The sequence below is a fragment of the Methylomonas sp. AM2-LC genome, from assembly GCF_039904985.1.
GTDB lineage: Bacteria > Pseudomonadota > Gammaproteobacteria > Methylococcales > Methylomonadaceae > Methylomonas.
Window position 1 is genome coordinate 3097394 of sequence record NZ_CP157005.1, and the last position, 14523, is coordinate 3111916.

Annotated in this window: 15 protein-coding genes and 2 tRNA genes; 13 read left to right on the plus strand and 4 right to left on the minus strand. The window is 43.8% G+C overall.

Features of this window, described 5'->3' with window-relative positions; genetic code table 11:
- Nucleotides 1–54 precede the first annotated feature (54 nt).
- The 12 genes from ABH008_RS13860 to ABH008_RS13915 all read left to right on the plus strand — a co-directional run bounded on the left by ABH008_RS13860 (nucleotide 55) and on the right by ABH008_RS13915 (nucleotide 10241).
- Nucleotides 55–942, plus strand: a complete 888-nt coding sequence (locus ABH008_RS13860) for an EpsD family peptidyl-prolyl cis-trans isomerase (protein ID WP_347986211.1) — start codon at nucleotides 55–57, stop codon at nucleotides 940–942.
- Between the two features lie 200 nt (nucleotides 943–1142).
- Nucleotides 1143–1219: transfer RNA gene (locus ABH008_RS13865), tRNA-Val, on the plus strand.
- A 50-nt stretch (nucleotides 1220–1269) separates the two neighbouring features.
- Nucleotides 1270–3177, plus strand: a complete 1908-nt coding sequence (gene thrS, locus ABH008_RS13870) for a threonine--tRNA ligase (protein WP_347989976.1) — start codon at nucleotides 1270–1272, stop codon at nucleotides 3175–3177.
- A 22-nt stretch (nucleotides 3178–3199) separates the two neighbouring features.
- On the plus strand, nucleotides 3200–3724 hold the full coding sequence (infC, locus tag ABH008_RS13875; RefSeq protein WP_347989977.1) for a translation initiation factor IF-3: 525 nt from the start codon (nucleotides 3200–3202) through the stop codon (nucleotides 3722–3724).
- 154 nt (nucleotides 3725–3878) lie between these two features.
- Nucleotides 3879–4076 (plus strand): 50S ribosomal protein L35, encoded by a 198-nt coding sequence (rpmI, locus tag ABH008_RS13880; RefSeq protein ID WP_347986212.1) that lies wholly within the window; start codon nucleotides 3879–3881, stop codon nucleotides 4074–4076.
- A 28-nt stretch (nucleotides 4077–4104) separates the two neighbouring features.
- Entirely contained in the window at nucleotides 4105–4467 is a 363-nt protein-coding gene (gene rplT, locus ABH008_RS13885) for a 50S ribosomal protein L20 (RefSeq protein ID WP_347986213.1), read from the plus strand.
- A gap of 141 nt (nucleotides 4468–4608) precedes the next feature.
- A complete protein-coding gene (gene pheS / locus ABH008_RS13890) occupies nucleotides 4609–5628 on the plus strand; it encodes a phenylalanine--tRNA ligase subunit alpha (protein ID WP_347986214.1) in 1020 nt (339 codons plus the stop codon).
- Between the two features lie 14 nt (nucleotides 5629–5642).
- On the plus strand, nucleotides 5643–8018 hold the full coding sequence (gene pheT, locus ABH008_RS13895; RefSeq protein WP_347986215.1) for a phenylalanine--tRNA ligase subunit beta: 2376 nt from the start codon (nucleotides 5643–5645) through the stop codon (nucleotides 8016–8018).
- A complete protein-coding gene (gene ihfA, locus ABH008_RS13900) occupies nucleotides 8018–8317 on the plus strand; it encodes an integration host factor subunit alpha (RefSeq protein WP_347989978.1) in 300 nt (99 codons plus the stop codon). The genes pheT and ihfA overlap by 1 nt, the downstream gene beginning before the upstream one ends.
- Nucleotides 8301–8654, plus strand: a complete 354-nt coding sequence (locus ABH008_RS13905) for a MerR family transcriptional regulator (RefSeq protein WP_347986216.1) — start codon at nucleotides 8301–8303, stop codon at nucleotides 8652–8654. Before ihfA ends, ABH008_RS13905 begins: the two co-directional genes overlap by 17 nt.
- A 73-nt stretch (nucleotides 8655–8727) precedes the next feature.
- A tRNA-Pro gene (locus ABH008_RS13910) sits at nucleotides 8728–8804 on the plus strand.
- A 174-nt stretch (nucleotides 8805–8978) separates the two neighbouring features.
- Nucleotides 8979–10241 carry an integrase arm-type DNA-binding domain-containing protein gene (locus tag ABH008_RS13915; RefSeq protein WP_347986217.1) on the plus strand — a complete coding sequence of 421 codons (1263 nt, stop codon included), beginning with the start codon at nucleotides 8979–8981 and terminating at the stop codon, nucleotides 10239–10241.
- Between the two features lie 154 nt (nucleotides 10242–10395).
- Here the strand turns inward: ABH008_RS13915 and ABH008_RS13920 are convergent, their stop codons facing one another.
- Genes ABH008_RS13920 through ABH008_RS13935 form a run of 4 tightly spaced genes read right to left on the minus strand, consistent with a single transcriptional unit; the run spans nucleotide 10396 to nucleotide 13305 of the window.
- On the minus strand, nucleotides 10396–10860 hold the full coding sequence (locus ABH008_RS13920; RefSeq protein WP_347986218.1) for a hypothetical protein: 465 nt from the start codon (nucleotides 10858–10860) through the stop codon (nucleotides 10396–10398).
- On the minus strand, nucleotides 10853–12652 hold the full coding sequence (locus ABH008_RS13925) for a DUF927 domain-containing protein (RefSeq protein WP_347986219.1): 1800 nt from the start codon (nucleotides 12650–12652) through the stop codon (nucleotides 10853–10855). The genes ABH008_RS13920 and ABH008_RS13925 overlap by 8 nt, the downstream gene beginning before the upstream one ends.
- Nucleotides 12639–13088, minus strand: coding sequence for a hypothetical protein (locus ABH008_RS13930; RefSeq protein ID WP_347986220.1), 450 nt, complete (start codon nucleotides 13086–13088; stop codon nucleotides 12639–12641). The genes ABH008_RS13925 and ABH008_RS13930 overlap by 14 nt, the downstream gene beginning before the upstream one ends.
- Complete coding sequence (locus ABH008_RS13935; RefSeq protein ID WP_347986221.1) at nucleotides 13072–13305, minus strand: AlpA family phage regulatory protein; 234 nt, start codon at nucleotides 13303–13305, stop codon at nucleotides 13072–13074. The genes ABH008_RS13930 and ABH008_RS13935 overlap by 17 nt, the downstream gene beginning before the upstream one ends.
- A 569-nt stretch (nucleotides 13306–13874) precedes the next feature.
- Between ABH008_RS13935 and ABH008_RS13940 the strand changes: the two genes are divergently transcribed.
- Entirely contained in the window at nucleotides 13875–14477 is a 603-nt protein-coding gene (locus ABH008_RS13940; protein ID WP_347986222.1) for a hypothetical protein, read from the plus strand.
- Nucleotides 14478–14523 lie beyond the last annotated feature (46 nt).

Here is a 14523-nt window from a genome sequence, read left to right on the forward strand (position 1 = left end):
TTTAAACCCAATCATTTTACTGATTTTTATTTTCACTACAGGTTATTAATTCGCATGAAAAATTTCATCTCTTTAAAACTATTAATTGCGCTTTCAATGCTGACCCTTGCGGCATGCGAACAGCACGATAAAGAAAAGGGTGCCACTCAGGTCATCGCAAAAATTAACAACGATGAAATTTCCATTCATCAGTTGAATTATGTTTTATCGCACAGCAAAAATATCACCCCTGAAAATGCTGATGCCGCTAAAAAGAAAATTCTTAATAATCTGGTAGACATTTCTGTTCTATATCAACAGGCACTTACCGATAAATTAGATCGTGATCCAGAAACCATGCTGGCTATCGAACAAGGCAAAAGACAAATTCTGGCACAAGCCACATTGCAAAAAATCACCAAAAATGCGCCTAAACCTACTGAAAATGAAGTACAGGTTTATTATCAGGAACATCCAGACCTGTTTTCCGCGCATAAAACATTTAAACTTAAAGAAGTGTTAATCAGTAAAGCAGAAGGTAAACAAACCGCTTTAACCGAAGCCTTGGCAACTAATGCTGCTCTTGATGATTTATTAAAAGCACTTGATCAAAATAGAATTCCTTATCAGGCAAAACAGGTAACCCAAGGCGCGGAAAATGTTCCGTTAGAACAGTTAACCACTTTAGTAGGTTTAAAAGAAGGCCAATACATAACTTTTGATAAAGACAATGCAATATTGGTTATGTCTGTCATTTCTTTCACCACCGAAAATGTGGATTTAGCCAAAGCCACACCTATCATTGAAAAATATTTAAACGCTACTCAACACAAACAATTTGTTGAAAATGCCATTAAAGAGTTAAAAGTGCATGCCAAAATTGAATTTGAAGGCGAATTTAGCAGCTTGAACGCCGATAAAGCAGAAGTAAGCCCCAGCACAGTCGCTACCCCACAACCTTAAAATCGCTTACTTTTTGACCAAAATACGGGGGGAGTACCACTTCCCCCTGTTATTTAACTTTGAGGTGTTCGACTCCTTGCTTCAAGGCTAAAACACTAACTACACAGCCTAAAACGCCAAGTTTATACTCTGTTACGCATAAAAGTACTTGCATATTATTCGCGTCTGGTTATAATGAACGGCTCGAACGATAAGACTTCAGGCGCGTAGCTCAGTTGGTTAGAGCACCACCTTGACATGGTGGGGGTCGGTGGTTCGAGTCCACTCGTGCCTACCAAACAAAGTAAAGCACCGCTTGTCGGTGCTTTTTTTATTACGGAACAGACAATGCCTGTTATTACTCTTCCCGATGGTTCACAACGTCAATTCGATCAAGCCATTAGCGTCATGGATATCGCTAAATCTATTGGTGCGGGCCTGGCCAAAGCAACATTGGCTGGCAAAGTTGATGACAAATTGGTTGACGCATCAACCTTAATCGATTCTGATGCCCGTCTACAAATAATTACCAGCAAAGATGAAGAAGGCGTTGATATTATCCGCCACTCTACAGCACATTTGCTAGCACAAGCCGTAAAACAATTATTCCCTAAAGCGCAAGTAACCATAGGACCCGTGATTGAAAACGGCTTTTATTACGACTTTGCTTTCGAACGCTCTTTTACGCCAGACGACCTGACTGCTATTGAGAAAAAAATGCAGGAACTGGTCAATGCAGACATACCCGTTAGTCGTTCATTACTATCCAGAGACGCAGCTGTTGAATTTTTTACTGGCCTGGGCGAAACCTATAAGGCAGAAATAATCGCCTCTATTCCGACTAGCGAAGACTTATCTCTGTATACACAAGGCGAGTTTACCGATTTATGCCGGGGTCCGCACGTACCCAGCACCGGAAAAATAAAAGCCTTTAAACTAATGAAAATTGCGGGTGCCTATTGGCGCGGCGATGCCAAAAACGAAATGTTGCAACGCATTTATGGTACAGCCTGGAGCGATCCTAAAGAATTGGCCGCCTATTTGCATCGCCTGGAAGAAGCTGAAAAGCGTGATCACCGTAAAATTGGTAAAGCCCTGGATTTGTTTCATTCGCAAGAAGAAGCGCCCGGCATGGTTTTCTGGCATGAAAAAGGCTGGGCCATCTACCAACAGGTAGAAAACTATATTCGCCAAAAATTACGTGTAAATGGCTATGCTGAAGTAAAGACACCGCAAATTGTTGATCGCAGTTTATGGGAAAAATCCGGACACTGGGATAAATTTGGTGACATGATTTTTACCACGCACTCGGAAAGCCGCGATTACGCAGTTAAACCGATGAACTGTCCTTGCCATATTCAGATCTATAATCAAGGACTAAAAAGTTACCGCGATTTACCAGTGCGTCTTGCCGAATTTGGTTCTTGCCACCGTAACGAACCCAGCGGTACCTTGCATGGCATTATGCGTGTTCGTAACTTTGTACAAGACGACGCACATATTTTTTGTACTGAGGATCAAATTCAATCTGAAGTAGCCACTTTCATTGATTTATTGTTCGAAGTTTACAAAGATTTTGGCTTTACTGAAGTATTGATTAAATTATCTACCCGCCCGGAGAATCGTGTCGGTGACGACAGCGTCTGGGACAAGGCCGAGAATGCTTTAGAGCTTGCATTGAATACCAAAGGTTTACCATGGCAGCTTCAACCCGGTGAAGGCGCCTTCTATGGCCCTAAAATCGAATTCTCTTTAAAGGATTGTATTGGTCGGGTCTGGCAATGTGGTACTATCCAAGTAGATTTTTCCATGCCGGAACGATTAAGCGCTGCCTATATTGGCGAAGACAGTGCTCGTCATACTCCTGTCATGTTACACCGCGCAATTTTAGGTTCGTTGGAACGCTTTATCGGTATATTAATAGAAGAATATGCTGGAAACTTCCCATTATGGCTGGCTCCGGTACAATTAGTTATACTAAATATTAGCGACAAACATGCCGAATATGCTGAACAAGTTAGGCTCGAACTTCTAAAACAAGGCTTTAGAGTTAAAATAGACTTGAGAAATGAGAAGATAGGCTTTAAAATTCGCGAACATTCTATTCAGCGTATACCGTATCTTTTAATTATCGGTGACAAAGAATTGGAAAATCAAGCTGTCACGCTTCGTACCCAACAGGGCGAAGATCTTGGAAGTTTAGTCGTCAGCGAATTAGTTGAACGTTTGAATAACCAGATTGTGGACAGGAAATAATTACAACGTGGAGGATTAGGGTATCAGCTCTAAAAAAGATGCAACGCGCTTAAATACTGAAATTACCGCTAGACGGGTTCGAGTAATAGGTGCAGAAGGTGAACAGGTTGGTGTTGTTTCAATTAACGAAGCATTACAACTTGCATATGATGCGAACATGGATTTGGTGGAAATATCACCCAATGCCGATCCTCCCGTTTGTAAAGTCATGGATTTTGGTAAGTATCAGTTTGAACAAAACAAAAAACTGCAAGCTGCCAAAAAGAAGCAAAAACAAATCCAGATCAAGGAAATTAAATTCAGACCTGGCACCGAAGAAGGTGATTATCAGGTGAAATTACGTAGCCTGATCAAATTTCTTTCTGAAGGTGATAAAACCAAAATCACTGTGCGCTTTAAAGGCCGCGAGCTTACTCACCGTGAGCTGGGGATGGATTTGTTAAAACGAATCGAAACCGACCTTGAAGAAGTTGCCCTGGTTGAACAGTTTCCAAAACTGGAAGGCCGGCAGATGGTGATGGTCATGGGACCTAAAAAGAAAAAATAATTTCGCCGTTTTAATTTTAAAATCGGCTTTGCGATTCGGGATTGAATCGTTAACGGGTATCGTTTTTTGATGCCGCTAATTCAATGGGGCCAAGCATTTTGCCTCACTGGGTTTTTATATCAGGGACTTAACTTTACTATATTGGAGAAAACAAATGCCAAAAATGAAAAGCCATAGCGGTGCTGGCAAACGCTTCAAGCGTACCGGTACGGGTGCATTTAAATGCAAACAATCGCATAAGCGTCATATTCTGACCAAAAAATCGACTAAACGGAAAAGACAGCTGCGTAAAACAGCCATTCTTCACCCTTCAGATACGCCTTTAGTAGCGCGTATGTTGCCTTACAGTTAATTGTTGTCATCATTGAAGAGAGTAGAACATGGCTAGAGTAAAACGCGGCGTCACCGCTAGAGCAAGACATAAGAAAATTTTAAAACTGGCAAAAGGTTACTACGGCGCTAGAAGCCGGGTATATCGCGTTGCCAAACAAGCGGTTATTAAAGCGGGTCAGTATGCGTACCGCGACCGTAAACAGAAAAAACGCCAATTCCGCGCCCTGTGGATTGTCCGTATCAACGCAGCATCGCGTTTGTTTGGTATATCCTACAGCCGCCTAATTAACGGTTTAAATAAAGCCAATGTTGCAATCGATCGTAAAGTTCTGGCTGATTTAGCCGTACGTGATTTAGATGCATTTGGCGCTATTGCCAAAATTGCAATTGCAAATCAAAGCAAACCTTAATACAGGCAATAGTCTTTACCTTTTAGTTCAGGTGTAAGACTAGTTCGAATCGGATTCTCCGTTTTATACGGAGAATCTGCTGATTGGAATTGCTAGTTTCTGGACTGCCACCCCATTACATAACCCATAGTGAGCTGAGTTGTGCCGGTTAATATCGAAGACATTATTACGCAGGCATTGCAAGCAGTTGCAGAAGCCCATGACCTTAATCAATTAGATCAGGTCAGAGTCAATTATCTAGGAAAAAAAGGCCTTTTTACCCAACAAATGAAAGAGCTGGGTAGCCTTGATCCCGAACAACGCCGTGAAGTTGGTCAAGTGATCAATACGGCTAAAAATACTTTTCAGGAAAGTTTAGAGGCTCGCAAAGTATTACTGGAAGAGCAGGAACTGCTGACCAGATTAAACAGTGAATGTATTGACGTCAGTCTGCCTGGTCGCGGCCAAGCCCCCGCTGGATTACATCCTGTTACCATTACTCTGCGTCGTATTGCCAAAATTTTTGCCAGTGTCGGCTTTACCGTCGTCGAAGGCCCAGAAATAGAAGACGATTATCATAATTTTAGCGCTCTGAATATCCCTGCACACCACCCTGCCCGGGCTATGCATGATACCTTTTATTTTGATGCGCATACCGTATTAAGAACCCATACCTCACCCGTACAGATTCGAGTGATGGAATCCGCACAACCACCTTTAAAAGTGATTGCTCCGGGCCGGGTATACCGCTGTGATTCCGATTTAACCCACACCCCGATGTTCCATCAGGTTGAAGGTTTTTTAGTGGATACAGACGTTAGTTTTGCCGACTTAAAAGGTGTTGTGTACGAATTTTTACGTGCCTTTTTCGAGAAGGACATTCAAGTTCGCTTCCGCCCCTCTTATTTCCCCTTTACAGAACCCTCTGCCGAAGTAGATATCGAATGCGTTATCTGTGATGGTAAAGGTTGCCGGGTTTGCAGCCAAACGGGCTGGTTGGAAGTAATGGGATGCGGCATGATACATCCCGAAGTGTTTAAGTCGGTCAATATTGAATATCCAAAATTTTCTGGCTTTGCTTTTGGCATGGGTGTGGAAAGATTGGCAATGTTACGCTATGGAATCAATGATTTACGAATGTTTTTCGAAAACGATCTTAAGTTTTTGCAACAGTTTAATTAACGGTGGATTGAATCATGCAAGTAAGTGAAGCCTGGTTAAGGGAACTAGTCAATCCGTCAATATCCACCGACAGCTTAGTCGCACAATTGACGATGGCGGGTTTGGAAGTGGATGCAGTACAACCTGTCGCAGCCGATTTTAGCGGCGTGGTGGTTGGCGAAGTATTATCAACTGTACAACATCCTAATGCTGATAAACTGAAAGTTTGTCAGGTCAATGTTGGCACAGCAGAAGCGCTGCAAATTGTGTGCGGCGCCAGCAATGTCAGACCGGGTTTAAAAATTCCCGCTGCATTAATAGGTGCGGTATTACCCGGCGATTTTAAAATAAAAGAATCCAAATTACGCGGTGAATTGTCGTTTGGTATGCTCTGCTCCGAAAAAGAACTGGGACTAGCAACTAATTCTAACGGTTTAATGGAGCTGCCAGCTGATGCACCTGTTGGTACCGATATACGCGATTATTTATTGCTTAACGACCACACTATCGAATTGGGCCTGACACCCAATCGTGCCGACTGCTTAAGTGTGGAAGGCGTGGCTCGTGAAATAGCGGTACTGAATGAAATCGCTTTTTCCAGCCCTTTAATTGATACCGCCACCGTTCAGCATCAAGACACATTGACAATAGATCTGCAAGCCGACCAGGATTGTCCTGTGTATCTGGGCAGACTGATCAAAAACATCAATGCAGAGGCCGAAACCCCGCTGTGGATGCAAGAACGTTTGCGCCGCTCTGGCATTAGAAGCCTTAGCCCTGTTGTTGATGTGACCAATTATGTTTTAATTGAGCTGGGACAACCTTTACACGCTTTTGATGCAGACAAACTAGTCGCACCCATCGTTATTAGACGCAGCCATGCGGGTGAAAACCTAACCTTGCTTAACGAGCAAACCATCACGCTGGATGGTGAAGCACTAGTGATTGCCGATCAACAGCAAGCACTGGCTCTTGCGGGTGTTATGGGCGGCAACGCCAGCGCAGTTTCTGCGGCTACGCGTAATATTTTTCTGGAATGCGCTTTTTTTAGCCCACTGAGTGTCGCTGGCAAAGCGCGCCAGTTTGGCTTGCACACCGACTCTTCGCATCGTTTTGAACGTGGCGTAGATTTTACCCTGCAACAACGTGCGATTGAACGCGCTACACAATTGATAGTGGACATTGCTGGTGGCAGTGTTGGACCTATCAACGCCGCAAGCAATGCCACTGCCCTGCCCTCGCGTTCACCTATTTTTTTACGCCAGCAACGCATAGAAAAAATATTAGGCATTCAACTTGGCAATGCCGAAATTTCGACTATGTTTAAAGGCTTGGGCATGCAAATAACAGAACAAAGCACAGGTTGGGAAATTACCCCGCCAGGCTTTCGTTTTGATATTAGTATCGAAGAAGATTTACTAGAAGAAATAGCACGCATATACGGCTATAATAATTTGCCAAGTAACAGCTTGCTGATGCGCTCTGAACTTGCAAAAGCACCGGAATCGGAACTTCCTTTAGCCAGATTACAAGACTGTCTGGTAGATAGAGGTTATCAAGAAGCGATTACCTATAGTTTTGTAGACGAAACAATGCAATCCTTAATTGCACCTGCTGATGAAATAATACGCATTCAAAATCCAATTTCATCTGAATTGGCTGTCATGCGTAGCAGTTTATGGTGTGGTTTGCTAAATGCAGCACTCTACAATGTAAACCGCCAGCAAAATCGAGTACGTCTATTTGAAGCCGGCTTACGTTTTTATCGCACGACAGATGGCATCCAGCAAGATAAAATGTTGGCTGGTTTAGCTTACGGCTCTGTACAAGCCGAACAATGGGGCGAAAAATCCAGAACCATTGATTTTTATGATTTTAAAGCAGATGTAGAATCATTATTTGCTTTAACGGCGACCACGGCAGAATTTGTCGCGGCACAGCATCCGGCTTTACACCCCGGACAAACGGCAGAAATCAGAAATAATAGTGGTGAAATTATCGGTTTAATGGGGATGCTGCACCCAACACTTGAAAAGCAACTCGGTTTTGATAACCCAGTCTTCTTATTCGAGTTAAAACAAGAAGCAGTATTGGCCAGAGCGGTACCTAAATTTACGCCGCTCTCCAAGTTTCCATCCGTACGCCGCGATATGGCATTGATTGTTGATGACGCCTTATCCGCACGTACGATTATCGACTGTATTACCCGTTGTCAGGAAGCAGTCATTCGTGAAGTACAGATTTTCGATATCTATCGGGGACCAGGGCTTGCAGAAGGTTGTAAAAGTGTGGCTCTAAGCCTAATTTTACAAGATTTTTCACAAACCCTTACCGAATTGGAAATTGATGCTATATTTCAACGGATACTCGCTGTTTTGGCGGCAAAACACAATGCAAGATTGAGGGAGTGATTGTGGCATTAACAAAAGCAGATATTGCAGAAAAATTATTTGAAGACCTTGGCTTAAATAAACGCGAAGCCAAAGAAATAGTTGAGTTGTTTTTTGATGAAATCAAAAGCTCTCTGGAAAGTGGCGAACAGGTTAAATTATCCGGGTTCGGCAAATTCGAATTACGCGATAAAAGTGGTCGTCCGGGTCGCAACCCCAAAACGGGTGAAGAAATTCCCATTACACCACGCCGGGTTGTCACTTTTCGGACTGGTCAAAAATTAAAAGCCCGAGTAGAAGCGTATGCTGGAAGCGAGTAATAATAACGAACTGCCTGCCATACCGGCTAAACGCTATTTTACCATTGGTGAAGTTAGCGAGTTATGCTGTGTAAAACCGCATGTGCTACGTTACTGGGAGCAAGAGTTTACTGAGCTTAGCCCTGTAAAAAGACGTGGCAACCGACGTTATTATCAACGCCACGATGTGTTGTTAATCCGGCAGATCAGGTCTTTACTGTACGAACAAGGCTATACTATTGGCGGTGCCAGATCGCATCTGACTAGCGACAATGCCAAAGAAGATACCTTAAAGACCAAACAGCTTATCCATCAAATGATAGGTGAGCTGGAAGATATTCTGGAATTACTAAAGTAATTTATACAATATTTCTGGTATAATAATCGGCTTGCTGTTAATGTTTAACAGCATCCTTGTTAGAAATAAACTTCGGGGCGTAGCGCAGTCTGGTAGCGCACTATACTGGGGGTGTAGGGGTCGTGGGTTCAAATCCCGCCGTCCCGACCAAGTTTATGTTTTATACCGTACGATAAAATCCAAAAACCCGCAAGCTGTCTGGCTTGGCGGGTTTTTTATTGTCCAGCGATGTACAGTAAAATGTAATAAGATTGGACAAAAAATGTAATAACTATTGTAATAAGTCCTAAAATTCATAATTATTACATCTGGAGTTATTACGCTATGGCTAAGAACCTTTTGAATGACACGGCTTTGAGGGCGATTAAACCCACTGACAAAGATCAGCTTATTAGTGATGGCAGCGGCCTGTTTCTGCTCGTCAAGCCAGACGGTAAAAAATGGTGGCGCTTTGTTTACACTTTCGAGGGAAAACGAAAAGCCTTATCACTTGGCGTATATCCACAAACAACATTATCAGCGGCAAGAAAACAAGCAGAAGCAAATAGAGAAAATCTGGCAAATGGCATAAACCCCAGCGACCTTCGTAAAGAAAGCAAAATTGTAAAAGCCAAACAGGTTGAAGCCGAACAACGAATTGCCGACGGGCTATCGCCTATCGGTAGCTTCCAATGCGTAGCGGAAGAATGGTACAGCAAAAAAATGCTGATCAGGTCGGAAAGCCACCAAAAACGGACAATGAGCTTATTGAAACGCGATTTATATCCGTGGTTAGGCAGTCGGCCGATAACTGAAATCAAAGCACCGGAACTCTTGAAAGTTTTGCAACGTATTGAAAGCAGAAACGCTATTGAAACAGCGCACAGAGCCTTACAGACCAGCGGGCAGGTTTTTCGTTATGCCGAGGCAAACGGCTACATTGAACGCGATATTACCCAAGCCTTAAAGGGCGCGTTAACATCGGTCGATGGTGGAAATTTTGCATCTATGACCGATCCACAACAAGTTAAGCCGTTATTAAAAGCAATTGATGAATATAGCGGCTCTTTTATTGTTAAATGTGCGTTAAGACTTGCGCCTTTGGTTTTTGTGCGGCCTGGTGAGTTGCGTCAAGCAGAGTGGAATCATATTGACCTTGATACTAAAGAATGGCGTTATCAGGTAACAAAAACAAAAACCGATCATATTGTACCGCTTAGCAGACAGGCGATTGAAATTTTAGAAGAAATTCATCCGCTTACAGGGATGGGTAGATTCGTGTTTCCATCAGCCAGAACCCCAAACGGCTCAAGAGCCATGTCAGATGTGGCTTTGCTGGCTGCCTTAAGGCGCATGGGAATTGGTAAAGATGAAATGACAGTCCATGGTTTTAGGGCGATGGCGCGGACTATTCTTGATGAAGTGCTGGGATTCAGGCCGGATTTTATCGAACATCAACTAGCTCATTCCGTCAAAGACCCCAACGGCAGAGCTTACAATAGAACGGCACACTTACCGGAACGTCATAAGATGATGCAAACCTGGGCTGATTATTTAGATAACTTGAAAGCTGCAGCCCAGGTGATTCCGTTTAGAAAACAGGGCTAAAATTTGCTACTTCGCTTACGCGCTATGGTTGAATTTACAGTAATCAAATTTTGGCCTGTAGTAAGCGGATGAGCGAATTGTTTGTTTTTGCTTGTGCACGTCAGACCATGACTTTTTTTCTTGATTTCGGTTTTTGGTTAGAGAAATTGGTGTATCAACCATTTCCCTTACTTAAAAAATCCACACACCGCCGGGGAATATCATCCACTGGCTTAAAGCCATGCTTTCGGCATCTGCGGTTTTTCATAAAACCGCACTCCCGGCAATAATGCCGATCATCCAATATATCGATTTTTGGGGGTGGCAAAATCTTGTCAGCCCATTGCAGCAACCAAAGCCTTTTGCTGGTATCCCTAACGCAAGCTTCCAACACCTCTTGAATAATTTCCTGATCGGTCTCGCCAATAGCGGCCAAATAATCGAGTATTTTTTGCCTTTCTTGTTCAGAAAATGGTTGTGCATTTTGGATTTTGAATTTTTCTGAGCGAACCGGGGGAACCCAGAGAATAGGCTTATAAACCCTGGTCTGTAGCGGTTCCCTTGGTGGTTTTTGTGAAGAATCCGGGGGAACTGTCGGCGGCATTTGCCCAGCAATCTGGTTAAACAGGCCTTCAAGCATGATCCACTTCCTCGACTGGCAATATCCAATACAAAGAAGGTTTGCCTAAGCCGGCTATCGTGGTTTTTCTGGCGCGTTTACCGGCATTGTGAGCGACTATCCATTTGGCGTCTTCCAGGGCTTTCAGTACCCGGCTGAAATCAAAATTGCCGCCAGCTTCCTTTAGTGCGTCACTGGTGAATAGATAAATGCGTTCATCATCATTATCTTGATACCATCCCGCTCGTTCGGCCCGTGGTTTCTCGTCGGGATTATTTTTGTCTGTGAATCGGGTATCGCCGTATTTCAGAATATAGGTGCCGACATTTTGTAAAATTTGCTGGTCTTCTGTAAGCCCTTTACCGCGTTCACGCAGCCATTGGGAAAAAAACAACTGGCAAGCCTGTAATGCAGTCCCCTGTTCCCAAGGTGCTATGCCGGCTTCGATAGCCAGTTCTCCGGCCATCGCGTACAAGGCAAATTTAGAGGCTACCCTGGCCGACTGATGATCAATATGACTGAATTGGGTTACGATTTTTGCCAGTACCGTACCGAAATCGGCATTGCCTTGCTGAATCAGATATTCAACAAACTTGATACCGGCATGGCCGTAATGCTTGGCAGACTGGGTTTTGAAGAAATCCGATAGGGTTCTGCCATCATTAAAATGATGTAGGTTGTCGAATAGCCCAAATTGCCGTTTTACCGAAATACTGAGCAAACGCAGTAACTGGCCGGCCTTGGCCTGTTTACCGCTTTCTTTCATGGCGGTAGTGATTGAACGTTCGCCCGTGGATAGGATTGTTAACCGCCAGCGCTGTACTTGTCTGGCAGAACCGGCTTTATTGGCTCTGGTTTTGCCAGTGCCGTTGCCTAAACAATAGACAATACCGCCAATTTCCTGCGGTTCAGCTTCATTGATTTCATCCAGACACAAACAAGTATCAGACAACATGGCCGCAACACTTTCCAGACCATTTGAAGTGGCCCGCCAGCTGCGCTTGAAATCCTCGCCGCCCCATATCGAAGCAGCCAGCAGTAAAGCCGTGGTCTTACCGGTACTGGAGTCGCCTACCCAGTGTATGCCACCGGAATCGTGGTGGACTTTAGCTAGCAATGGCCCGGCGAATGAGACGCACAGCGATAAGACCAATACCGGATTTCCGGCGCAATAGCCCGCAAGCTGCTGCCATTGCAGGTAATCGCCACCGGTACGAATGGCTCCATAGTGACTAATACAATCACTTTGCAAATAGACATTATCGGCACCGAGAATCCGATCCGGCATCACAAAGGCATGGCCTTTGGCCGCCCAGCCGGTATGCGTGGCGGCGGTAATTACTTTTTCCGGAATATGCGATTGGAGATAATCCGCCAGTTTGTGACGATGCTTCCATTCTATCTCCACACCGGCAGCCAGCAGTTCTCCGCGTAATTCTTCGCCGGAACCACGCAGCAATTCCATAGGCATGGCCCATTGCCGCCAACGTCCAAAGGTATCACGGAAACGTAGCAAGCGCCCAAAATACTGGCCATCTTCGGTATTGGTGACCGCCTCTATATACAGTGGCGAGCAAATCCGTATGGCATGCTGTGCAGCAGGACTTTTCTGGTTGCCTTCGCTCTGATAGCAATACCAGACGCCAGATTGACGCTTGCCGCCCAAGTCGAACCAGTGTTCTTCTACGATATAACAGGGTAAATCCAAGTCGGCAAAGGATAATTGCCTAATCTCGGTTTTATTGGAAAGGACGCTTTTTTCCAGGCTAGACAATTCAGCATCGTCCAGTTCTATTGCTTCAGGCAGAAACATCGCCATCTCTCTGCTTGAGTCCCGGATAAATCATGATCTGTTCCCTGGCCTGAACCCAGCGATCACCCGCAGGCCTTGATGAGTCGTATTCAACGGCTGGTTGACTGACATCGACCCAGCAAGGGAGAACCGTCACCTGCTCTGCTCCGGCAACCAGCAGAATTTTCACCAATTGAATAATTTGATTGTGGGTTGGCCCTAGATCCCAGTCTACAAGGACATATAGCGCCGAAACCTGCCAGACATAGCAAAGTGGCGATTCTGACGCAGGCATCACCAATGCCCAGACAGTCGGGTTTTTCTGCCAATGTTTGGCGCGTCGCCAACTGTCACGTCCTATGCAGACAATCAGCAGCCAGGGTGGATTTGCAGATTGCAATTTCTCCGATAATATTCTGCCGAACGGTGGCAGTTTTTTTCTAGGCGCTGACTGCATCTTGAAAGAGTTTTTTGATCAATTCCCGAATATCTTCCACACGCCAGGCGGTAATGCGTGGACCGAGTTTGACAGGCGCTGGATATCGTCCGGATTTTACGCCTTCCCACCAGGTGGATTTACTGACTGGAATTAAGGCGGGTATTGGAGGGTTGGCTTTGGGATTACCAATGATTTGCGCTAATCGCAGATAACCGGTTTCAGGTAGTTTGGACATGGAGGTACGCCTTGATCCAGAGAAGGGTAATATTTGTGTAAATTGAAATTGTGCAACAAGAACAAATCATCTATCACATCGAAAAACGCCGAATTTCGAACTGTCTAGAAGTAGAAAAAAACCATAAATTGTGGTAGCTGCACATTGCTGCCTGGTGCCTATATTGATGAGAGGCGAAGAGTTTTGACAGTCCCTTGGGTGGGCTATAACCTTCAATTTCTGGATACTGAACTGGCGCTTGAAAGATGATTCTGCGTAAGAAAGTTCTTGGTGTTAAGTCGATTGTGCTGGTGGAAGGAAAGTTTACTGCCGTTGCGTGACAATCTGATGCTGCGGCGATACCCGGTAATTCAATTAGGCTTGGCGCGGGTCTATAACGAAGAGTTAAGCCGCAACGAGACAAGTCCGATATATCGCATTGTCGACGTTTCAAATCAATAGGATGATAGATCAGCAATTAATAAGTGCGATTTCTTTGTTAAGTAAAAAGATTTTTCTTTACACTATTGACACAATTTTCTTTCAGATGTAGACTTTTAATCATTCGATATCATAAAAGAGGGGGGGGCATGAATACCACAAAAATTAGTATCAAAATCTACGAACCTCTTTTGAGTGCATTTGATAGTCAATTGGATAGAGTTTTTTTTAAAAGAGATGCTTTTTTAAACAACATACTCAAGACAGAAATCAAAAAACTCGATAAGGAAATGGAAGGCAAACGCTTATCCAGAGAGGCTAGACGTTACATATCCCAAGAGTTAAGGCGTTTAGGCACTAAAAATATCAACATTGTCGTTGAGAAAGACGTTGCTGATTTCCTTAATGAAATTATCGATCGTCATAATATGGTGAGAGATGCATTCATGAATAGGCTTTTTTTATTTCTACGATCAAGCGATAAACTGTTGAGCTATTTAGACATCCCACCAACAATTGATGATCCAGATTTGAGACATTGCGAGAGTATGCCAACTAGTCCACTTTATGCGATTGAGTCAGTAATATCAGACCCGTTTTTCTATATAGAAAATGCTGTTAGAAAGCAATATAACACTGGTATTTATCTTTTAGAGCTGCCACCGGAACGAATTGGATTTTCATGCTTTCTAGATGATTCCCAAGTGCCAGGCACAAAAGAATTTAATAGTACTTATGATAGTTTTGAATGAGTATTTTAAATAGACTTTTTAGAAAAATTACTTTTTTAAGTTTTAA

Coding starts and splice junctions, on each gene's coding strand:
- ABH008_RS13860 (WP_347986211.1), top strand. CDS start 55: ATGAAAAATTTCATCTCTTTAAAACTATTAATTGCGCTTTCAATGCTG.
- thrS (WP_347989976.1), top strand. CDS start 1,270: ATGCCTGTTATTACTCTTCCCGATGGTTCACAACGTCAATTCGATCAA.
- rpmI (WP_347986212.1), top strand. CDS start 3,879: ATGCCAAAAATGAAAAGCCATAGCGGTGCTGGCAAACGCTTCAAGCGT.
- rplT (WP_347986213.1), top strand. CDS start 4,105: ATGGCTAGAGTAAAACGCGGCGTCACCGCTAGAGCAAGACATAAGAAA.
- pheT (WP_347986215.1), top strand. CDS start 5,643: ATGCAAGTAAGTGAAGCCTGGTTAAGGGAACTAGTCAATCCGTCAATA.
- ABH008_RS13905 (WP_347986216.1), top strand. CDS start 8,301: ATGCTGGAAGCGAGTAATAATAACGAACTGCCTGCCATACCGGCTAAA.
- ABH008_RS13915 (WP_347986217.1), top strand. CDS start 8,979: ATGGCTAAGAACCTTTTGAATGACACGGCTTTGAGGGCGATTAAACCC.
- ABH008_RS13920 (WP_347986218.1), bottom strand. CDS start 10,860: ATGCTTGAAGGCCTGTTTAACCAGATTGCTGGGCAAATGCCGCCGACA.
- ABH008_RS13925 (WP_347986219.1), bottom strand. CDS start 12,652: ATGTTTCTGCCTGAAGCAATAGAACTGGACGATGCTGAATTGTCTAGC.
- ABH008_RS13930 (WP_347986220.1), bottom strand. CDS start 13,088: ATGCAGTCAGCGCCTAGAAAAAAACTGCCACCGTTCGGCAGAATATTA.
- ABH008_RS13935 (WP_347986221.1), bottom strand. CDS start 13,305: ATGTCCAAACTACCTGAAACCGGTTATCTGCGATTAGCGCAAATCATT.
- ABH008_RS13940 (WP_347986222.1), top strand. CDS start 13,875: ATGAATACCACAAAAATTAGTATCAAAATCTACGAACCTCTTTTGAGT.